We start from the raw sequence: 20,923 nt of genomic DNA, 5'->3' as shown, positions 1-20,923 counted from the left end.
GGCTCCCAAGGTGGACGGTGTCGCCGCCCGGCAGGTGGGGTCGGCGCCTTGGTCCGGAGCCTACTGACGGGTAACCGGAGTGTCACCGGTGAGTTTGCGCACACCGGGCGCCGGGTCTCGGGCCCGGTTGTATCTCGATATCAAGCTTCTTGATATCGAGCGACTTCCTCCGTCACACTCCAGGAGGATCTGCGGGGCTGACACTAGGGGTGGTACATGGGGCTGCGGAGGAGCCAATCGGCGAACGGTGGCATCAGGGCCGGCGGCACGGGGCGCCGGACCGGCACCGCTCCGAGCGCCGCCGACGCCCCGAAGCGCACCGGAACCCTGGCCCAGCTGCGTAACCCACCTGGCGGACAGGACTCCCGCCGGATGCTCGCGGCGCTGTTCCTGGACCGGGCCGGCAACGGCGTGTGGAACTCGGCGCTGGTGCTGTACTTCACGGTCCTCGCGCACCTGAGCGCCGGGCAGGTCGGCGCGCTGCTGGGCATCGCGGGCCTGGTCGGCATCGCCGGCCCGCCGATCGCGGGGCAGCTGGCCGAGCGGATGCCGGTGCGCACGATCCTGGTGGCGTGCCACTTGATCAGGGTGCTGACGCTGTGCTCGGTGCCGCTGTGCCACGGCTTCGTACCGCTGCTGGCGGTCACCACCGCGACCACGCTGTGCGACCGCGGCTCGAAGACGATGGAGATCGTGTTCGCCGGCCAGACGGCCGGGGCGCAGCGGGCGACGTACCGGGCGCTCTCGCGGGTGGTGATGAACGCGGCGTACGCGCTGGGCGCGGGGATCGCGGCGATCGCGGTGGCGGTCGGGACCGGGACGATGTACGAGGCGGTGGTGGTCGGGAACGGGGTGTCATACCTGGCGGTGGCGGCGTTGGTGCTGCGGACGAGTCGGCGGGCACCGATGGGAGCGGGGGCGGGGACAGCCGCGGGCGCGACAGCGAGGGCGACGGCCGCTGGCAGCCAGAGTGGCGGCGGCCCGAAGAAGGCGCGCGGCCGCAACCCCTGGCGCGATCCGGGCTACCTGCTGTTCGTGCTGCTCGACGTGTTCCTGAACCTGGACGACGCGATCCTGACAGTCGGCGTCCCGCTGTGGGCCCTGACCCGCACCCACGCACCGCACGCGGTGATCCCGGCGGTCATGGTGATCAATACCCTGATGTGCGTCTTCCTCCAGATGCCGGTCTCGGCCCGGGTCTGCGGAGCCCGGGCATCGGCACGCGCGGCGTGCTGGTACGGCGTCGCGCTGCTAGCGGGCTGCGCCCTGCTCGCGGTGTCCGGACAAGGCGGCGCGCTGCTCGCGACGATCACGCTGGCGCTCGCGGCGGTGGTGCTGACGACGGCGGAGCTGGTGCGCTCGCTGGTGTCGTGGGAGCTGGCGGTGTCCCTGGCACCCTCGGACGCGCAGGCCTCGTACTTGGGGGTGGCGGGCATGGCCCAGGCGCTGGAGCGCTCCGCGGGGCCCGTGGCGCTGTCCAGCGGCGTACTGGCGGCCGGACCGGTGGGGTGGCTCGGACTCGGCGCGGTGGTGACCGGACTCGGGGTGGTGCAGCGGGTGGCGAGTTTACGGCGGCTGGATCGCAAGGCCGCGGGTGAGGGTGGCGCCGCGGCGGCTGGAGGCGCGGCTACGGCAGTGGCCTGAGTCAAGGCATTGAAGGTCGACCATGATCCGACGCCCGGCGACCCGGACACGGTCGCGGACATCGGCCAAGACCTGCGTGACCTCGCGGATCTCATTCAGCGACAGGCGAGCGAGATCGACAGCCTTCGTTCTGTCGAAAGCTGGAACAGCAAAGCCGCTGACGAGTTCCGGGGCAAAGCCCACAGCGCGAGCTCGGACTTACGCAAAGCGTTTAAACGCTACGACGTCGCCGCACAAGTTCTCGGCACGTCGACCAACGGCAGCGGATACGCCACTGAGCTCTTTCAGGCTCAGTCGATGGCTGATAAGGCGCTGCGGGACGCACAGGACGCTCAAACCGAGCATCGGAACCTTCAGCAGCAGCGCGACCGGCTTCCGGCGGGCACAGCATCGACCGATCCCCAGGCAGTCAGCCTGAGCCAGAAGATCCAGACAGCCCAGGACACGATCACCCGGTGCCGCGGCCAGGTCGAGAATGCCGCCCACATCCAGGAAACCTCGGCTCGCCGTGCGGCGGGTGCCATCCACCACGCGATCAACCACGACGGCTTCCACGACTCGTTCAGCGACAAGTTCAAAGCGGACGTCGGCTCTGTGGCCTCGACTGTGTGGGATGGCGTCAAGCATGGGGCGACCGACGTCGCCGAGATCACCGCCTCCGTCGGGAACGCCATGTTGCATGATCCTGGCGCCGACGCGACGTTGTTCGGGGGGCTGGTCCTGACAGCTGTCGGAGGCGCGGGCGAAGGGCTGGGATTCGCTCTGGACCTGACCGGCGTCGGCGCCATACCCGGCGTACCGATCAACCTCGGCGCGGGATGGCTGATCGCGATCGGCGGCACTGCCGCTCTGGGCGCCAGCGCGAAGCTCGGATGGGACGCGGCGCACTCTGACAGGGTCATGATGTCCTCCGACAACGGCGGAGGCGGAAGTGGCACGCCCAAAGAGCTGTCGAACCGGGTCCGTCCGCCACAGGCCGGCGACCGGGAATACGTCGTCCACAACCCCAACGACCCCTCCGACACCATCACGGACTATGACGAGGTCGGCCAGGATGGAAAACTCTGGGAGGAGAAGACTGCCACCGGGCAGGACCCCCGCATGGACACCACGAAATGGCTGAATAAGAACGTCACCACTAAGCTCGACAGCTTCCTAAGAGGCCGTCAATACGCACAGGGGTACGAGAACGCTTCGTTCGGAATCGACTTCACAGAACCGGGCGCGACCCCCGAGTTCAAGGCGGCGGTGGAAAAGGCTGTGACAGACTGGGAAGCGAAGAACGGGGTTGATGTGGAGGTGCGCTGGGCATCATGAGCATTTCCTTTGATCTTGGCGATGAAGTGCTCTGGTGGCCGTCGAACCTACCCGGACGCCTTTTCAAGGGCTACGCGGAGTCGATCGCCGACGCGCTGAAAACACGGTCCGGGCTCGGGGACATCATCGAAGACGAGTGCGCGATCGATCTTCCGGCCTTCGAGGCGTTCGTCGCGACGGCGAGCGACAGGTACGAGAAGACCACGCATCCGATCGTTCGTTCTCTGCTGTTCGCGTTCATCCCCACCGCACAGGTTCTCCTCGAGCGCGCGGGCCGCGACGTTCCCCGAGCCGAGTCCGACCAGCAGGAGGCCGTCTGGGCGGCCATGCGTAAGGAGCATGCGGCTTCCATGAGCCGCTCGTGAATCACGCGCAGCTCAGCGCGCGGCGCGCCAATCAGCCTCCAGCATCGCCATCAGGTCGACATCGACCCACTCCCCGTCCCACAACAGCCCCTCGCGCTTGGTCCCCTCCAACACGAACCCGGCCTTCTCATACACGTGCCGGGCGCGCGGGTTGAACCGGTACACCTCCAACTCGACCCGATGCAGCCCGACCGTCTCGAACGCGTGCCGCAGCACCAGCCGCGTCGCCTCGGTGCCGTAGCCGCGTCCGAAGACGCGGGGGTGCGAGCAGGCAGATACGGAAGCCGCGGGATCGGTCCTCGACGCTCAGGTCGTTCAGCACGACCTCGCCGACGTACTCCCCCGTCTCGTTCGCGACGACCGCCAGGTCGAGTCGGTCCTCGTGCTCGGCACGCGTCGCGTACCACCGCTCCGCGGGCTCGCGGGAGGGCTCTACGCGGGTGGCCGTCAGCCGGCTGCTCTCGGGGTCGGCGAGTAGTTCCATCAGGCCGGTTACGTTCTCGACCGTCACCGGGCGCATCGTCACCCGGTCGCCCGGCAGGACCGGCTTGTCGGCAAGCGAAAGCGTCATGGTCGCGATCCTGACAGGGAACGCGTGCAGCGACCGCCGGTCTTCGCGGTAGCCGCCGGTTTTCGGAGTGACCGGCGGCCGCCGCCGCGATGCTGGATCTCAGTAGCTGTAGAAGCCCTTGCCCGACTTCCGTCCGAGGTCCCCGGCCGTCACCATCCGGTTCAGCAGCTCCGGCGGGCTGAACTTCTCGTCCTGGGTCTCGGTATAGATGTTCTGGGTGGCGTTGCGCAGGATGTCGACGCCGGTCAGGTCGGTGGTGGCCAGCGGCCCCATCGCGTGGCCGAAGCCGAGCTTGCAGGCCAGGTCGATGTCCTCGGCGGTGGCCACGCCCGACTCGTAGAGCTTCACGGCCTCCACCACCAGGGCGGCGATCAGGCGGGTGGTGACGAAGCCGGCTACGTCGCGGTTCACCACGATGCAGGTCTTGCCGACCTCCTCGGCGAAGGCGCGGGCCCGGGCCAGGGTCTGGTCGGAGGTCTTGTATCCGCGGACCAGTTCGCACAGCTGCATCATCGGGACCGGGGAGAAGAAGTGGGTGCCGACCACGTCCTGCGGGCGGGAGGTGACCGCGGCGATCTGGGTGATCGGGATCGCGGAGGTGTTGGTGGCCAGCACCGCGCCGGGCTTGGCCAGTTTGTCCAGCTCGCGGAAGATGTCCTGCTTGACGTCCACGTTCTCGAACGCCGCCTCGACGATCACGTCGGCGTCGGCGACCGCCTCGGCGAGGTCGGTGGTCGTGGTGACGCGCCCCAGCGCCGCCTGGACCTCCTCGGGCGTGTAGCGGCCCTTGGAGGCGAACTTCTCCAGCGAGGCGCGGATGCCGTCGACGCCGCGCTTGAGCGCCGCGTCGGTCACGTCGCGGACCGCCACGTCGTACCCGGCGGCCGCGGCCACCTGCGCGATCCCCGAACCCATCAGACCGGCGCCGATGACGGCCAGCTTCTTCGACACTGCGCTACCTCGTGCTTCACAAGGGGTGATTTGCTTGGACGTCCAAAAAGATAACGCGGACGTGGCCGGGCCCGGCGCGGACGGCGGCGTAACGCTCGTCACGGGTACGGGTCGGGGTCCGGCTCCCGCTCGATCTGCGCGCCGAGCGAACGCAGTTGCGTCACCAGGCCCTGATACCCGCGGTCGATGTGCCGGACGTCGGAGACCGTGGTGTGCCCGTCGGCGACCAGCCCGGCCAGCACCAGCCCGGCCCCGGCCCGGATGTCGGTGGCCCGCACCGGCGCCCCGGAGAGCTTCTCGACGCCGCGCACGATCGCGTGGTGCCCCTCGGTGCGCACCGACGCGCCGAGCCGGGCCAGCTCCTGGAGGAAGACGAAGCGCGCGTCGAACAGGTTCTCGGTGACCATCGAGGTGCCCTCGGCGATCGAGTTCATCGCGGCGAACAGCGGCTGCAGGTCGGTGGCGAAGCCCGGGTAGGGCAGCGTGATGATGTCCACGGACTTGGGGCGCCGGTCCATCGACACCCGGAAGCCGGTCTCGTCCGGCACCACGATCGCGCCGGCCTGGGTCAGCTTGTCCAGCGCGATCTCCAGGTGCGCGGCGTTGCCGCCGTCCACCCGCACGTCGCCGCGGGTCATGGTGGCCGCGACCGCGAACATCCCGGCCACGATCCGGTCGGCGACCACCTGGTGCGGCGACGGGGCCGGCGACAAGGTGTCGACGCCCTCGATGACCAGCGTGGAGCTGCCGGCGCCGTCGATCTTGGCGCCCATCGAGGCCAGCAGCGAGCAGATGTCGACGATCTCCGGCTCGCGCGCGGCGTTGTCGATCACCGTGGTCCCGCGGGCCAGCACGGCGGCCATCAGGATGTTCTCGGTGGCCCCGACGCTGGGGAAGTCGAGCAGGATGCTGGCCCCGGTCAGCCCGTCCTTCGCGGTGGCGACCAGGAAGCCGTGCTCCTGCGAGATGTCGGCGCCCAGCCGCTCCAGCCCGTCGATGTGCATGTCCAGCCCGCGCGAGCCGATGGCGTCGCCGCCGGGATAGGAGACCTTGGCCTCCCCCTGCCGGGCCAGCAGCGGGCCCAGCACGCAGATCGAGGCCCGCAGCCGGCGCACCAGGTCGTAGTCGGCCTCGGTGCGCGGCACGGCCGGCACCTCGATGACGATGGCCGAGCCCTTCTGCGGCCCGTCCTCCCGCTCCGGCCCAGGCTCCCAGTCCAGCCGCACGTCGCAGCCCAGGCGGCGCAGCAGCTCGGCCATCAGCTCCACGTCCAGGATGCGCGGGACGCCGCGCAGCTCGGTCCGGCCCTCGGCCAGCAGGGCGACCGCCATCAGCTTCAGCGCGCTGTTCTTCGCACCGCACACCGCGATCTCGCCCGCCAGGCGGGCCCCTCCGGCAACTTTGAATCGCTCCACGGACGGCCATCCTGGCACACTCCGCCACCGCCGCCGGGCGACCGGCAGGCAACCTGCGGCTTTCAATTCGCGTCTTCGTAGTCGCCATGGACACCTGGGACAACGCGCAGCCTGACCGTGATCGGATGATCGGCGGTGCTTCGGCGACGCCTGGCGCAGGGCCGGGAGGTGACTCCGGGCCGGAGCCGACCGAGCCGGCCGAGCTGCCAGAGCCGCCGGAACTGCCGGAACTGCCTGGACCGCGGGAACTGCCGCGGCCATCAGAGCCGTCACCGACACCAGGGCCGTCAGAGCTCCCGGAACTGCACGAATTCCTGCGGAACATCGCCGCCGGAGCCGTCCCGATCCCGCAGGGCGACCTGTACTCGAAGGTGATGGCCCGAGCCGCGCGGATCCGTCGGCGGCGCCGGGCGATACGGGCCTGTTCGGCGACCGCGGTGCTGGTCGTGGCGGCGGTGCTCGGCCCGTCGGTGGCCTCGGAGCTGGGGATGCGCGGGGGCGACGCGTCAGCCGCCCCGCCGCCGTCCGCGATCGTGGATCTGACCAGCGCGTACCCGGCGCCGACGGCGACCGAGAGCCCGGTGACGACCGTGACGCCGACGGTCCCGGAGAACGCCTTGGCGTGGCCGAGCCGCGGGGCGACGCTGCCGGCGCAGGCTGTGGACGTCGCGAAGTCGTACCTGGTGGACCAGGCCAAGCGGGCGGACTCGGCGACCGGGGCGGATCCGACCTCCGTTCCGACCTCCGTTCCGACGGCCGCTCCGACGGCCACTCCGACGGTTACCGTCTCGACCTTGTGGGCGCAGGTCGACCAGGACACCGCGGCACCGGACCCCACGGCACCGGCGTCCATCAAGCCCGGAGTGGTCTCGAAGGAGGCCGCGCCGACTCCGCTCAAGACCTGGTTCTACGTGATGCAGGGCTGGACGACCCCGGCCGACGGCACGCCGTCTCGGGCCCAGCTGCTGGTCGGGGACTACACGCAGGTGGGCAAGACGGCGAGCATGTCGGTGTACACGACGCCGGTGACCTTCTCCCACATGTGGCCGGGATCCAGCGCCGACTCCGACGACGCGCAGCAGATCGCGGAGCTGTCGGTGTGGCTGCCGCAGAGCAACCGGCTGGTGGTGCTCGGCGCGCCGCAGACGAAGACGGTGCTGTACGCGCGGACCGGCGGAAACTTGATCCCGCAGAAGACCGTCGACGGGGTGGCGGTGTTCCCGCGGACGCAGCATCTGGTGAAGGGGCACTTCGCCGACGTGATCCAGGTGCGGGACGCGAAGAACGTCGCGTTGACGCCGCCGGATGCCTGGAGTGCGGGGGACTTCGAGCTGACCGGGCCGGAGAGCCTGTGGAAGAGCGGCGGGGCGGGGTGGGTGGCGCTGACGGCGCAGCCTGAGGTCGCGGCGCCGTCCAGCGCTTCTAAGTAGGGCAACCAGAGGTAGGGGCAACCAGGGGTGGGGCGACCAGCGCCCGACTACCGCTCCCCGCCTGGAACCCACAGCACGTCGCCGTCCCCGCCGTGCGAATCCGTGTTCGCCACCCGAGCCAGGATGAACAGCAGGTCCGACAGCCGGTTCAAGTACTTCACAGCCAGCGGGTTGACCGCGTCGCCGTACTCCTCGACCGCCGCCCAAGCGCTCCGCTCCGCCCGCCGCACAACCGTCCGCGCCACATGCAGCTGCGCCGCGACGACCGTGCCGCCGTTGAGGATGAAGGAACGCAGCTTCTCCAGCGTCTCGTTCCACTCATCGCACGCCGCCTCCAGCCGCTCCACGTACTCCGGCTCGATGCGCAGCGGCGGGAACTCGGGGTTCTCGGCCGGCGGTGTGCTGAGGTCGGCGCCGAGGTCGAAGAGCTCGTTCTGGACGCGCAGCAGCAGGGCCCTGATTCCGTCGTGGAGCATGCCCAGGTCGTTGTGGGCGAAGGCGACGGCCAGTCCGATCGCCGCGTTGGCCTCGTCCACGTCGGCGTACGCCGCCAGCCGCGGGTCGGTCTTGCGGACCCGGCTCAGGTCGCCGAGGGCGGTCGTGCCGTCGTCGCCGGTACGGGTGTAGATACGGGTCAGGTTCACCATGGGTGCCACGGTAGCCGGTCGTACCGCCTCAGCTCACCCGCGAGATGTTCCACCCGGGCGGCGCGGCCTCCACCCACGTCAAAAAAGCCATCATCGACTCCGTCGACATGGCCAGCTCCACCGCCTTGCCCGCGGCCGAGCACTCCAGCACCGCCCAGCCCGGTAACAGAGTCCGGGTCTCCTCCCCCGCGGCGTCGCGGCGCCCCACCACGTCGAACCCCCGCCGAGCCAGGCTCGTGCGGGGGCGGGGGTTGTAGCTGAAGACGCGGTAGAGGTCCACTGTGAGGTCGCGGTAGCGGCCTACGGCGAACGACCAACCCGTGGCGTCCCCGGGGGCCGGGACCGGGCCGAAGCGGACGGCACAGTCGAAGGCCCCGCCGCCCCGGCGGATCAGGTGGCGGCGCATCGGGATGAAGGCGACGGCCAGACAGATCACGACAAAGACGACGGCCAGGACCTCGACAGCGCTGAGCATTTACGCAAGCTCCTCACTGTCGAGTCCCGGCCGCATCTAGGTGTACCTCAGTGCCCCTCAGTGTCCCGCGCCGGCGCCCACGGAGGCGTCGCCGGCGGCCCGCAGTTGGGCCTCGGCGAAGCGCATGTCCGCTTCGGCCTGCTCGCGCGCCTCCTGGTCGTCGCCGGCCGCGGCCTCGGCCTCGCGGGCGGCGGCGGCCAGATCGCGGGCGGCCTGGACGTCGATCTCGGACGGGAGCAGGACGCTCTCGGCCAGGATCGACACGTCGTCGCGGGCCACGGACAGGAAGCCGCCGGAGACGACCGCCTCCACCAGGCCTTCCTCGGTACCGCGCAGGGTCACGACGGAAGGCGCCAGGATGGACAGGATCGGCTGGTGGCCGGGCATCACGCCGGCGTCGCCCTCGGTGGTGCGGGCGATGACCATGTCGGCCGTGCCCTGCCACACCTTGCGGTCGGCCGCCACCAGCGAGACGTTCAGCCGGCGCGCACCGGCGTGCGACTCGCTCATGCCCGCTCCAGCTCCTTGGCCTTCTTCTCCAGGTCCTCCAGACCGCCGCACATGAAGAACGCCTGCTCCGGCACGTGGTCGTACTTGCCGTCGGCGATCGCGGTGAAGGCGGCGATGGTCTCGTCCAGCGGGACGAAGGAGCCCTCGATGCCGGTGAAGATCTTCGCCACGAAGGTGTTCTGCGACAGGAAGCGCTCGATGCGCCGTGCGCGCTGCACGGTGACCTTGTCTTCCTCGGAGAGCTCGTCGATGCCGAGGATCGCGATGATGTCCTGCAGGTCCTTGTACTTCTGCAGGATGCTCTTGATGCGCATCGCGGTCTCGTAGTGCGCGGCCGAGATGTAGCGGGGGTCCAGGATGCGGGACGTGGAGTCCAGCGGGTCCACCGCGGGGTAGATGCCCTTCTGGGTGATCGGACGGCTGAGCACCGTCGTGGCGTCCAGGTGGGTGAAGGTGGTGTGCGGCGCCGGGTCGGTGATGTCGTCCGCGGGGACGTAGATCGCCTGGACCGAGGTGATCGAGTGGCCCTTGGTCGAGGTGATGCGCTCCTGGAGCTGACCCATCTCGTCGGCCAGCGTCGGCTGGTACCCCACCGCGGAGGGCATGCGGCCCAGCAGGGTCGACACCTCCGAGCCGGCCTGGGTGAACCGGAAGATGTTGTCGATGAACAGCAGCACGTCCTGCTTCTGCACGTCGCGGAAGTACTCCGCCATCGTCAGCGCGGACAGCGCGACCCGCAGGCGGGTGCCCGGGGGCTCGTCCATCTGGCCGTAGACCAGCGCGGTCTTCTCGATGACGTTGGTCTCGGTCATCTCCGCGATCAGGTCGTTGCCCTCACGCGTGCGCTCGCCGACGCCGGCGAACACCGACACGCCGCCGAAGTTCTCCGCGACGCGGTAGATGAGCTCCTGGATCAGCACGGTCTTGCCGACGCCGGCGCCGCCGAACAGGCCGATCTTGCCGCCGTTCACATACGGCGTCAGCAGGTCGACGACCTTGATGCCGGTGGTGAACATCTCGGTCTTGGAGTCCAGCTCGTCGAAGGAGGGCGCCTTGCGGTGGATGCCCCAGCGCGTCTCGGCGTGGAACTCCTCGCCCTCCTTGAGGTTCAGCACCTCGCCGGTCACGTCGAAGACGTGGCCCAGGGTCACGTTGCCGACCGGCACGGTGATCGGGCCGCCGGTGTTGACCACCTCGGCGCCGCGGACCAGGCCGTCGGTCGGCTTCAGCGCGATGGCGCGGACCATGCCGTCGCCGATGTGCTGAGCGACCTCCAGGGTCAGGGTCCGGGTCTCCCCGAGGAACGGGTAGTCGATGGTGAGCGCGTTCTGCAGCTCCGGCATGCCGTCGACGGGGAACTCCACGTCGACGACCGGGCCGATGATGCGCGCGACGCGGCCGACGGCCAGCGTCGTGGTCTCAGTGGTCGCAGTCATTTCAGTCACTTCCCACATTCGCGTCGGCCAGCGCGTTGGCGCCGCCCACGATTTCACTGATTTCCTGGGTGATGTCGGCCTGCCGGGCCGCGTTCGCCAACCGGGTGAGGTTGTCGATGAGATCCGAGGCGTTGTCGGTCGCGGACTTCATCGCGCGGCGCCGGGCCGCGTGCTCGGAGGCGGCCGACTGGAGCATGGCGTTGTAGATGCGCGCCCGCACGTAGTGCGGCAGCAGCTCGTCCAGCACCCGCTCCGGGGACGGCTCGAACTCGTACAGCGGGAACACCCCGCCGGCCGGGGGCTCGGAGGTCTCCTCGTACACCAGCGGCAGGATCCGGACCGTGGTCGGCTGCTGCGAGAGCATCGAGATGAACCGGGTGGAGACCAGGTGGATCTCGTCGATCCCGTTGTCGTCCAGGAACGCCTCGATCACCTCGTCGGCGACCGTGCGGGCGTCGGTGTACGCGGGGTTGTCGGAGAACCCGACCCACGTGCCGGCCATCGGCCGGTCGCGGAAGGCGTTGTAGGACACGCCCTTGCGGCCCACCACGTAACGGACCGGCTCCTTGCCCTGCTCGCGCAGCAGCTGCATCAGCTGCTCGGCTTCCCGCAGGACGTTGGAGTTGTAGCCGCCGGCGAATCCGCGGTCGCTGGTGATCACGACGACCGCGGCCTTCGGCCGGGCACCCGGCTGCGGCTCGCGCTCAGTGGTCAGCGCGTGCGAGGCGTTGGAGCGCGACGCGACCGCCGAGACGGCGCGCGTGATCTCCTCCGCGTACGGCGTGGAGGCGGCGACCTTCTGCTGCGCCTTCACGATGCGGGCCGTGGCGATCAGTTCCTGGGCCCGGGTGATCTGCTTGGTCGCCTTCACCGACGCGATGCGGCGCCGGTAGACCCGAAGCTGGCCTGCCATGTCAGTTCACCCCTTTCCGGACTCGAATGCTCACGTTGTCGGACACCGCGATCAGGCCTTGTGCTTGGTGATCGTGGCCTGGCCGACGTTGTCCTCGTCCATGGCGTCGACCTTGCCCTGGTCGGCCAGCAGCGTGCCGTCGCCGAGCTCGAAGCCGCGCTTGAACTGCGCGACCGCGTCCTTGAACGCCGAGACGGTGTCCTCGGAGAGCTGCCCGGTCTCCCGGACGGTCGCCAAGATGCCCGCGTGGTCGGTCTTCAAGAACGAGATGAACTCGCTCTCGAAACGGCGCACATCGGACACCGGCACATCATCGATCGAGCCCGACGTACCGATCCAGATCGCCGCCACCTGGTCCTCGACCGGGTACGGCGTGTACTGACCCTGCTTCAGGATCTCCACCATCCGCTGACCACGGGCCAACTGCGCCTTAGACGCATCGTCCAGATCCGAGGCGAAAGCAGCGAACGCCTCCAGATCCCGGAACTGCGCCAACTCCACACGCAGCGAACCGGACACCGAACGCATCGCCTTCACCTGCGCCGAACCACCGACCCGGGACACCGAGGTACCCACGTTGATCGCCGGACGCACACCGGAGTTGAACAAGTCCGTCTCGAAGAAGACCTGACCGTCGGTGATCGAGATGACGTTCGTCGGAATGAACGCCGAGATGTCGTTCGCCTTGGTCTCAATCACCGGCAGACCGGTCATCGAACCCGCACCCATCTCATCGGAGAGCTTCGCGCAACGCTCCAGCAGACGCGAGTGCAGATAGAAGACATCACCGGGGTACGCCTCGCGCCCCGGCGGACGACGCAGCAGCAGCGACATCGACCGGTACGCCTCAGCCTGCTTGGTCAGATCATCGAAGACGATCAGCACATGCTTGGAGTCGTACATCCAGTGCTGGCCGATAGCCGAACCGGTGTAAGGCGCCAGGTACTTGAAGCCCGCCGGGTCCGAAGCCGGGGCGGCGACGATGGTCGTGTACTTCATCGCGCCGGCCTCCTCCAACGCGCCCTTCACGGCCGCGATGGTGGAACCCTTCTGGCCGATGGCGACGTAGATGCAGCGGACCTGCTTCTTCGGGTCGCCCGACTCCCAGTTCTGCTTCTGGTTGATGATCGTGTCCACGGCCACCGCGGTCTTGCCGGTCTGCCGGTCACCGATGATCAGCTGACGCTGGCCACGGCCGATCGGCGTCATCGAGTCGATCGCCTTGATACCGGTCTGGAGCGGCTCCTTGACCGACTGCCGGGCCATCACACCGGGAGCCTGGAGCTCCAGGATGCGGGTGCCCTCGGCCTCGATCGGGCCCAGGCCGTCGATCGGCTCACCCAGCGGGTTCACCACCCGGCCCATGAAGTTGTCGCCGACCGGGGTGGACAGGATCTCGCCGGTACGCGCGACCCGCTGCCCCTCCTCGATGCCCTCGTAGTCGCCCAGGACCACGACGCCGATCTCGCGCACGTCCAGGTTCAGGGCGATGCCCAGGGTGCCGTCCTCGAACTTCAGCAGCTCGTTGGTCATGGCCGAGGGCAGGCCCTCGACCTTGGCGATGCCGTCACCGATCTCGGTCACGGTGCCGACTTCGTCCTTCGACGCCTCGGGCGCCTCGTAGGAAGCGACAAAGCGCTCCAACGCGTCCCGGATCTCCTCCGGACGGATCGTGAGCTCCGTCATGAGTATTCCTGCTCTCCTAGATTCATCCGGGCCGGGCATCGGCGGGCCCCTGTTCGTTCCAGGGATTCCGCCCGCCGCCACCACCCGCAGGTCGTTTCTGGTGGGTACTGCTGGTTGTGAATCAGCGCTGTGTGCTTGTGCTTCTTGTACGACGCTAAGCCTTGACGCCGAGCGCCGCTGTCTTCAGCGCCGGCCCGCTCAGCCGGCCAGCTGCCGCTGCGCCTGGGCCAGCCGGGTGCCCACGGTGCCGTCGATGACCTCGTCGCCGACCCGCACCGACAGCCCGCCCAGCACCGCCGGGTCCAGATCCACGTTCAGGTGGACCTGCTGCCCGTACAGCCGCTTGAGCACCGCGGCCAGCCGGTCGCGCTGCTGCTCGGTCAACGGGACCGCCGCGGTCACGTAGGCGATCAGCCGCTGGCGGCGCGCGGCCGCCTCCTTGCCGATCTCGGTCAGTCCGGCGCTGATCGACCGGCCGCGCGGATGCGCCACCAGTCGGCCCACCAGGCGGTAGGTCGTCGGGTCGACCTTGCCGGACAGCAGTGCGTCGGCCAGTGCGACCCGCTTGTCGGCCGGGACCCGGCCGTCGGCCAGGGCCAGCGCCAGGGCGCCGTTGGAGTCCAGCACCCGGCTGAGCCGGAACAGCTCGTCTTCCACGTCGTCCAGCTTGCCGTCCCGCTCGGCCACGGCCAGATCGGCCCGGACCGCCAGGTCCGCGGTGGCGTCGGCGAGGTCGCGCGGGGAGCTCCAGCGAGACCGGACCAGCCCGGCCACCAGGGCGGCGGCATCGGCGCTGATCTTGCCGGCCAGCAGCGAGGTGGCGATGTCCGCACGCACCTGGGCCGGCCGGGCCGGGTCGGTGAGCATGCGGCGCAGCGTGGCTTCCTTACCCAGGACCACCGCCACGGCCGACAGGTCGTCGGCGATGCCGGTGATGTCCGCGCCGGGCGCCGAGGTGAGCGCGTCCAGCCGGTCGGTCCCGGCCGCCAGCGCCTCGCGGCTGGCGCCGTGCATCAGGCACCCGCCTTCGCGGCGGCCGCGGTGTTCGATCCGGAAGCCGCGTCAGCCTTGGCCTCCAGCTCGCTCAGGAACCGGTCGACGGTCCCGCGCTGGCGGGCCTCGTCCTCCAGCGACTCCCCGACGATCTTGCTCGCCAGCTGGATCGCCAGGGAGCCCAGGTCGCCCTTGAGCGCGGCGCGGGTCGCGGCGGCGTCGGCGTCGAGCTGGGTCCGGCCGCCGGCCACCAGATTGTCGCGCTGCTCCTGACCCTCGCCCCGCATCTGGGCCACGATCGCGGCGCCCTGTTCGCGGGCGTCCTGAGTGATCTTGGCGGCCTGGTGCCGGGCCTCGGTCAGGTTGCGCTGGTACTCCTCCTGAAGCGCGGCGGCGGCGGCCTGGGCCTCCTTGGCGCGCTCCATGCCGCCCTCGATGGCGTCGGTGCGCTCATCCAGGGTCTTCTTGATGCTCGGCAGGAGCTTCTTCCAGAAGATCGTGAAGATGATCAGGAACGCGATCGTGCCGATGACGAGCTCGTCGCCTTTGGGATAAATCGGGCTGAAAGTCCCGGCGAGAACCGTAGTGTTTGGCATTTCCTACCTTCCCTAGGTCCGTAGGGGCTGGGGACGGCGCTTTACTTGTTCAGCACGAACGGGGCGATGAACCCGAGCAGGGCCAGCGCCTCGGTCAGCGCGAAGCCGATGAACATGTTGGTGCGGATCATGCCGGCAGCCTCGGGCTGACGGGCCATGGCCTGCACGCCGTTGCCGAAGATCAGGCCGACGCCGATACCCGGGCCGATGGCCGACAGACCGTACCCGATGTACCCGATGCCCTTGATCGTGACGTTCGAGTCCGCGGCGAGGGTGGTCAGAGCAGCGCTCATGTCTCTCGTTTTCCTTCTGGTTGGCCGGCGGGCACTCTGCCAACCGGTCGCTTATAAGTGATACGGGATCTTGAGTTGTGGTCTTGCCCGCGCTCCCTTGGGAACAAGAAAGCGTCCGTCTTCGTAGTACCTGTGTGGTACTAGTGCGCTTCCTCGAGTGCGCCGGCGAGGTAGCTCGCGGTCAGCATCACGAAGATGTAAGCCTGTAGGGCCTGGATGAACAGCTCGAAGGCGGTCATCACGATGGCCATGGTGAAGGACGCGCCGGAGAAGAAGATCCCCTTGACGCTGAACATGTACCAGGCGCCCGCAGCGAAGGTGGCGACGAGCAAGTGGCCGGCGAACATGTTCGCGAACAACCGGATCGCCAGTGTGAACGGCCGCACGATGATGTTCGACAGCAGCTCGATCGGGGTCAGGATGAACAGGATGCCCAGCGGCACGCCGCTCGGCACGCCCAGGACCCGGAAGTAGCCCAGGCCGTGCCGCTTGAAACCGGCGTACATGTAGGTCAGCCAGACCATCGCGGCCAGGGCCGCCGGGAACGCGATGACCGAGCTCACCGGGAACTGGATGCCCGGCACGAACGACATGACGTTCATCAGCCAGACGAAGAAGAACAGGGAGAACAGGAACGGCACGTACTTGTCGCCCTTGGCACCCATGGAATCGCGCGCGATCCGGTCGCGCACGAACAGATAGGCCACCTCGCCGACGTTCTGAACGCCGCGCGGCACCATCTTGGGCTTGTTGAACGCGGCCCAGAAGAAGGCGACCATCACGACCGTGATCAGGACGACCAGCACTACGGGCTTGGTGACGCCGTAGGTACCGATGTGGAACCAAGGGCGGTTGGAGAAGTCGAAGTCATCCGCACCGGGGGCGACGTTGTTGAAACCACAGCCGTTGTTCCCGAACAGGTGGCAGCCGCTGCTGTCCGTGTTCAGCGCGCCCACACCGGCGGCAAGGCTAAGGCTCATCGTGTGTATCCAGACTGGCTCATCGTGACGGCAACCTTCAGGTGTCGGCGCGTCCGGGTCACTCCGGGGCGCGCGATCGGCACTGGATGTGTCGTGGCAATCGGTACTGCGGATCGTTCTGGTACTGCGGGTCCTACTAGTCCTGCGGGTCCTGCGGGTCCTGCGGGTCCTGCTGCTCTGGCGGGTCCTCGATGCCGACCAGTGCGCGCCGCTTGCGGAGCAGCGCCTCGCGTTCCTGCCTCTCCAACACCGACACCAGCCGGAAGGTGAGGAACAGGCCCGCTGCGAGCCCGAAGATCACCCCGATCGGTGTGAACACGTCGGAGGTTCCGGCCCACTTGTCGATCAGCCAACCGAGGCCGCCGTAGACGACCATGCCCGCCAACAGGTAGCCCGTGATGGAGGCCGGATCGACCTTCTTCTCCGGCTTCCCGGTGCGGGTTTTCAGCTTGCGGGTACTGCTCATGCTGCTCATGCCGCCTCGGACGATAGCAGGAGAGATGACCTTCCCTGAAACCCAGCTGAGAAGGCGTGAGCGGCACGCTGGAATGCGTTAGGAACTCGTGATGCGGCCCGGTTCGATTCCGAACAGTGGGCAGGGGAGGTGTCAGCTCCGGCCGGTAACACAGCCCGGTTCCGGCAGCGAGCAGGGGAAGCTTCAGTCCCGGCCGACAGGCCGGTTTATGGGCGGTCATGGTGCTTACCGGCCGCCGATGGGCGACGGTTCGGACTCGGCGGTGCTCTCGGGGCGCTTGGGCGCCACGGGCTTCAGGGAGTCCGGGATCGCGGAGGGGTCCGCGTAGAAGATCTTCGTCTTGAGCACTGCGCGCGTCTCGGCGGCCAGCCACACCAGGGTCAGGCCCAGGATCGTGAATCCGAAGGACCGGAAGTGGAACAGCGTGGTGTGTTTGAACGCGATCATCAGCACGGCCAGGAAGACGACCTTGCCGAGGTAGGTGAGCATCGCGTAGCCGAGCAGCATCTCGGGCTGCTTCTGGGCGACCTTGCTGATGATGACGATCGTCACCGAGAAGAAGGCCAGCACGATGACGCTGCCGAGCAGCGCCCCGATCAGGCCTTTGCTGCCGACCAGCACGGCGCAGAGCACGACGGCGACAGCGCCGGCAGCAGCGGTGGGTACCGCTGCTCCGCGCAACAATCGGGCGTCAATGGCCTGCATGGCTTCCCTCAAGAAGTCTTGTAGGTCGAGCAGTACCGGGGGTCCGGCACCGCGTCGTGTCGGTTCAGGTTACGGGGGCGGTACGGATCTCTCACAACCCCTCATCCCCTTGTTCGTGAAAGCTATCACAAGCTCGCGCTCTACGCACGAACCGGTTTTCGTATGCGCCTCGACCAGTGTTTTTGCTGATCTACTCCGTCAGAGTGCGTACTTTTCCACCTGGGAGAACGTCTACGGGTGGACACGATCGGCCCGAACCGGGGCCGCCGGGTGTGATCAACGCGACAGCGTGCGCCGGCGCAGTCCGCCGTCGGGATCAGCGATATCGGTGCCGTCGGCGGCGTTCTCCGTTGATTTCGCTATAGCCGGGATGGCGGCCTGGACCGTCGAACCCTGCGAAGCGTCGACCTCGGAACCGTTACCCCCGGCACCGGCACGGTGGCGTGCGGTAGGCGGGGAGCCGACCCGCAGGGCCTTGTCGCGCAGCCGGTCCCGGTGGTCGCCCAGCCGGGGTCCCAGCAGCAACACCAGACCCACCAGCGTCATCCCTATCGCGAGATAGACGATGGGCTGCCGGGACGGCGTCACGGCGAACAACACGGTGACGAACGCGACCAGCAACGACCAGAAGTACATGATGAGCACGGCCCGGCGCGGGGAGTGCCCGATCTGCAACATCCGGTGGTGCAGGTGGCCCTTGTCGGCGGCCAGCGGCGACATCCCGGCCTTGGTCCGCCGCACCACCGCCATCACCATGTCGGCGATCGGCAGCAGGGTCACCGAGACCGGCATGATCAGCGGCAGGTACGCCGGCACCAGCTTGTGCACCGAACTGGTCTGGTTGACCGTCTCATTGATCTCGGTACCGAGCTGGTAGGGGTCGATGCCGCCCATGATGGTGATCGAGCTGGCCGCCAACAGCATGCCCAGCAGCATCGAGCCGGTGTCGCCCATGAACATCCGGGCCGGAGACCAGTTGTGGGCCAGGAAGCCCAGGCAGATCCCGACGGTGACGATCGAGATCAGCGCCGGGGCGGTGGCACCGGTGAGCTTGTAGCTGATGGCCAGCCGGTAGCAGTAGGCGAAGGAGGCCAGCCCGGCGATGCAGGTGATGCCGGCGGCCAGGCCGTCCAGGCCGTCGACGAAGTTCACCGCGTTCATCAGGGCCAGCACCAGGAACACCGACAGCACGATGGACAGCGTCGGGTCCACGGCCACGATGCCGATGCCGGGGATCACCAGCCAGCTGATCTGGATCCCCTTCACCACCATCACCGAGGCGGCGAAGATCTGGCCGGCGAACTTGGTCAGCGGGTCCAGCTCGAACTTGTCGTCCACCATGCCCAGCACCACCACCAGGAACGCGCCCCACAGCAGGGCCTGGATGGTGCTGGACTGGCCGTAGACGTTGCGCTCCAGCATCGGGAAGTGCTCGGCCGCGGTCAGCGCGGCGGCCAGCCCGACGAACATCGCCAGCCCGCCGACCCGCGGCGTCGGCGTCTTGTGCGCGTCCCGCTCCCGGATCTCCGGGACCAGACCCAGCCGGATCGCCAGCGCCCGCACCGGGCCGCCGAGAAGGAGCGTCACCGCCAATGCCACCGTCATGGCGAGCAGGTACTCCCTCACGGGACCCTCTCCGCTTCTCTCGCTGTGCTGCTGGGACCGGGTAAGGCGGGGCGCCGATCGTCCCGTGCTCGGGTGACACCGCTGTCGCGAGACAACCCTACGCCGACTGGCGGCAGGCGGTGCGTCACAACTGTGGAACGGACGCGCTCATCCGCAGAACTTCTTCTCCGCGGCGAACGGGTCGGCCGGGACGACCAGGGCGGTCCGGTCCGGCGCTCCGGTGAGGTTGCTCCAGAACCGGCCCGGGGTCATGGGCTGTCTGGTCGAATCCAGCAGCTCCTTCAGCGAACCGCAGCTCATCGCGTGCCGCGCGGCCCGGACCTGGTCCGGGGTGGTGCCGTCGAGCACCACCTTGGTGTCCACGACGGCCGGATCGCCGTATTCGGCGAGGATCCAGGCCCACGGCAACTCCTTCTCGTGTCCGGGCCGCCCGGGCGAGGTGAGCGTCAGGTGCGCGCCGAGCGGGTTCGCCAACCCCAGCGTGTCCACGACCTCCTCGCTCAGCGGCGTCTCGGCGCCGGCCGCGCCGAGCCGCCCGGCCGCCACGGCGAAGGAGTACGGCAGGCTCGGGTCGAGCGGGACGTCGATCCCGCCCTCGGAGGTCAGGACGCGCTGGCCGTGCGCGGTCCACGAAGCGATCGCCTCGCCGATTCCCCGTTCCCGGTTGGTGTATGCCGCCGAGGTGTCCGGATTGGTCCGTCCGGTCCACTGTTGGTAGCCGAGGCGCTCGTCTTCGGAGATGGCGTGCTTCTGGTCGTAGAAGTGCACCGAGTACGTCGCACCGCTGTACGCGGCCCAGACCGCGGTCGCGGTGACGGCCGGCACCAGGACCGCCGTCACCGGGACCAGGAAGACGGGGAGCACGAGGAGGAACACGACGGGCAGGACCATGCGCGCGTGCATGAAGTCACCGCCGACCTTCACCACATAAAGGCCGAGCACCAGACCGGCGACGACGGGCGTCGCCAGCAGGATCGTGGTGGTGCGGGTCTTCAGGGCGCTCTTCTTCATGAGATGAGCGATGACGGCGATGAGCAGGATCGCCAACGGAATCCAGAGAAAGTAGCCCTTTAGCGTTTCCTCTACATAGCGCCATCCGCGGTGCCACTGCGAGCCGCTGGCGGACTTCGCCAGGGCCGGGAGCGGAACCAGCTCGCCGTAGTAGCCCGCACGGAAGACTTCGTAGACGAGCGGAAGGGCTTCCGCCGTAACGAAAAGCAGGACCGTGCGGCGCAGGCCGGGCCGGATGAGGAACCACGCCGCGACGCCGAAGACCGCTTCCAGGAGCGCGAACTCGGGACGGACCAGCGGAGCCAGGCCGAGGTAGAACGCGATCGCGTACTGACGTTTGGTCCCGGGCGATTCGGCGCACCAGGCGACGAGGATCAGCCAGGACAGGCCCAGCCACAGGATTTCGAGGCCGGTCTCCAGACCCGAGGTCGCGTAGTCCCAGAACGGCGAGACGCCGAGGAGGACCAGCGCACCGCCGGGGAGCAGCAACTGGCGCGGCTGCGCGCTGAGCCGCGCGTGGAGCCGGGCGGTCGCGAACAGCGCCGCGAGCACTCCCCCGATGGCGCACAGCAGGCCGCCGAAGACCGCCACCCGGGCGACGTCGATGCCCGAGCTGCCGCCGATGGTGAGCAGCAGGGTCCACAGGGTGGAGGTGTCGGTCTCGGCGCGCTCGTGGGGCGAGTAGAGCGGGCCGTTGCCGGCCAGGATCTGGCGCACGGTGCGGACGGCGATCATGCCGTCGTCGGCTATCCAGCGGCGCCGGTAGGCCAGAGCGGCGTAGGTGAGGGTGGTCGCCGCGATGAGGACGAGGGTGACGGGGTGATAGCGGCGCTGGATGGCGCCGACCGCGCGGACCGGGTTGACGGTGTCGAGGAGGGGGCGGC

General features: G+C 68.7%; 20 protein-coding genes and 1 pseudogene. 4 read left to right on the top strand and 17 right to left on the bottom strand.

The genetic code is table 11. The features are described from left to right. Positions 1 to 216: 216 nt before the first annotated feature. Genes IZR01_RS27585 through IZR01_RS27575 form a run of 3 tightly spaced genes read left to right on the top strand, consistent with a single transcriptional unit; the run spans position 217 to position 3,326 of the window. The gene (locus IZR01_RS27585; protein ID WP_194925541.1) at positions 217 to 1,644 is read left to right on the top strand and encodes an MFS transporter; all 1,428 of its coding nucleotides are present in this window, start codon (positions 217 to 219) and stop codon (positions 1,642 to 1,644) included. A 9-nt stretch (positions 1,645 to 1,653) separates the two neighbouring features. Continuing rightward, positions 1,654 to 2,961, top strand: coding sequence for a hypothetical protein (locus tag IZR01_RS27580; protein ID WP_194925540.1), 1,308 nt, complete (start codon positions 1,654 to 1,656; stop codon positions 2,959 to 2,961). Then, entirely contained in the window at positions 2,958 to 3,326 is a 369-nt protein-coding gene (locus IZR01_RS27575; protein WP_194925539.1) for a DUF6086 family protein, read from the top strand. The genes IZR01_RS27580 and IZR01_RS27575 overlap by 4 nt, the downstream gene beginning before the upstream one ends. A 12-nt stretch (positions 3,327 to 3,338) precedes the next feature. Here IZR01_RS27575 and IZR01_RS54410 read toward each other — a convergent pair. From IZR01_RS54410 to murA, 3 genes and pseudogenes are all read right to left on the bottom strand, one after another. Then, positions 3,339 to 3,897, bottom strand: a pseudogene (locus IZR01_RS54410) (GNAT family N-acetyltransferase). 99 nt (positions 3,898 to 3,996) lie between these two features. After that, the gene (locus IZR01_RS27565; RefSeq protein WP_194894985.1) at positions 3,997 to 4,848 is read right to left on the bottom strand and encodes a 3-hydroxyacyl-CoA dehydrogenase family protein; all 852 of its coding nucleotides are present in this window, start codon (positions 4,846 to 4,848) and stop codon (positions 3,997 to 3,999) included. Between the two features lie 98 nt (positions 4,849 to 4,946). Further along, positions 4,947 to 6,263: a UDP-N-acetylglucosamine 1-carboxyvinyltransferase gene (gene murA / locus IZR01_RS27560; protein WP_194925538.1), complete on the bottom strand. Its 1,317-nt coding sequence runs from the start codon at positions 6,261 to 6,263 to the stop codon at positions 4,947 to 4,949. Between the two features lie 86 nt (positions 6,264 to 6,349). On the opposite strand from murA, the gene IZR01_RS27555 reads away from it, so the two are divergent. After that, positions 6,350 to 7,693 (top strand): hypothetical protein, encoded by a 1,344-nt coding sequence (locus IZR01_RS27555; RefSeq protein ID WP_194925537.1) that lies wholly within the window; start codon positions 6,350 to 6,352, stop codon positions 7,691 to 7,693. A gap of 47 nt (positions 7,694 to 7,740) precedes the next feature. On the opposite strand, the gene IZR01_RS27550 is transcribed toward IZR01_RS27555, so the two are convergent. From IZR01_RS27550 to IZR01_RS27485, 14 genes are all read right to left on the bottom strand, one after another. Then, positions 7,741 to 8,340 (bottom strand): cob(I)yrinic acid a,c-diamide adenosyltransferase, encoded by a 600-nt coding sequence (locus IZR01_RS27550; protein ID WP_194894991.1) that lies wholly within the window; start codon positions 8,338 to 8,340, stop codon positions 7,741 to 7,743. Between the two features lie 28 nt (positions 8,341 to 8,368). Beyond that, the gene (locus IZR01_RS27545; protein ID WP_194894993.1) at positions 8,369 to 8,815 is read right to left on the bottom strand and encodes a DUF2550 domain-containing protein; all 447 of its coding nucleotides are present in this window, start codon (positions 8,813 to 8,815) and stop codon (positions 8,369 to 8,371) included. 57 nt (positions 8,816 to 8,872) lie between these two features. Next, positions 8,873 to 9,325, bottom strand: coding sequence for a F0F1 ATP synthase subunit epsilon (locus IZR01_RS27540; RefSeq protein WP_194894995.1), 453 nt, complete (start codon positions 9,323 to 9,325; stop codon positions 8,873 to 8,875). Beyond that, positions 9,322 to 10,761, bottom strand: coding sequence for a F0F1 ATP synthase subunit beta (gene atpD, locus IZR01_RS27535; protein ID WP_194894997.1), 1,440 nt, complete (start codon positions 10,759 to 10,761; stop codon positions 9,322 to 9,324). Before atpD ends, IZR01_RS27540 begins: the two co-directional genes overlap by 4 nt. Position 10,762: 1 nt before the next feature. Further along, positions 10,763 to 11,674: a F0F1 ATP synthase subunit gamma gene (locus IZR01_RS27530; protein ID WP_194925536.1), complete on the bottom strand. Its 912-nt coding sequence runs from the start codon at positions 11,672 to 11,674 to the stop codon at positions 10,763 to 10,765. Positions 11,675 to 11,725: 51 nt separating this feature from the next. Next, entirely contained in the window at positions 11,726 to 13,360 is a 1,635-nt protein-coding gene (gene atpA / locus IZR01_RS27525; protein ID WP_194895001.1) for a F0F1 ATP synthase subunit alpha, read from the bottom strand. Positions 13,361 to 13,558: 198 nt separating this feature from the next. Further along, a complete protein-coding gene (locus IZR01_RS27520) occupies positions 13,559 to 14,374 on the bottom strand; it encodes a F0F1 ATP synthase subunit delta (protein ID WP_194925535.1) in 816 nt (271 codons plus the stop codon). Then, positions 14,374 to 14,949 (bottom strand): F0F1 ATP synthase subunit B, encoded by a 576-nt coding sequence (locus IZR01_RS27515; protein WP_194895004.1) that lies wholly within the window; start codon positions 14,947 to 14,949, stop codon positions 14,374 to 14,376. The genes IZR01_RS27520 and IZR01_RS27515 overlap by 1 nt, the downstream gene beginning before the upstream one ends. 41 nt (positions 14,950 to 14,990) lie before the next feature. Beyond that, positions 14,991 to 15,242, bottom strand: coding sequence for an ATP synthase F0 subunit C (gene atpE / locus IZR01_RS27510; protein ID WP_194895006.1), 252 nt, complete (start codon positions 15,240 to 15,242; stop codon positions 14,991 to 14,993). Between the two features lie 140 nt (positions 15,243 to 15,382). Further along, positions 15,383 to 16,222, bottom strand: a complete 840-nt coding sequence (atpB, locus tag IZR01_RS27505; protein WP_194925534.1) for a F0F1 ATP synthase subunit A — start codon at positions 16,220 to 16,222, stop codon at positions 15,383 to 15,385. A gap of 136 nt (positions 16,223 to 16,358) precedes the next feature. Beyond that, entirely contained in the window at positions 16,359 to 16,697 is a 339-nt protein-coding gene (locus tag IZR01_RS27500; protein ID WP_228560346.1) for an AtpZ/AtpI family protein, read from the bottom strand. A 225-nt stretch (positions 16,698 to 16,922) separates the two neighbouring features. Then, positions 16,923 to 17,402: a Cg1360 family ATP-synthase-associated protein gene (locus IZR01_RS27495; RefSeq protein ID WP_194925533.1), complete on the bottom strand. Its 480-nt coding sequence runs from the start codon at positions 17,400 to 17,402 to the stop codon at positions 16,923 to 16,925. 276 nt (positions 17,403 to 17,678) lie between these two features. Continuing rightward, entirely contained in the window at positions 17,679 to 19,028 is a 1,350-nt protein-coding gene (locus IZR01_RS27490; protein WP_194925532.1) for a glycosyltransferase family 4 protein, read from the bottom strand. A 147-nt stretch (positions 19,029 to 19,175) separates the two neighbouring features. Then, the coding region (locus tag IZR01_RS27485) for an arabinofuranosyltransferase AftB family protein (RefSeq protein ID WP_194925531.1) at positions 19,176 to 20,923 on the bottom strand (1,748 nt) is incomplete at its 5' end.

The sequence above is a fragment of the Catenulispora pinisilvae genome (genome assembly GCF_015356865.1).
GTDB classification, from domain to species: domain Bacteria; phylum Actinomycetota; class Actinomycetes; order Streptomycetales; family Catenulisporaceae; genus Catenulispora; species Catenulispora pinisilvae.
Note: the sequence above shows the minus strand (reverse complement) of the source record. Positions and strands in the feature narration are given on the sequence as shown.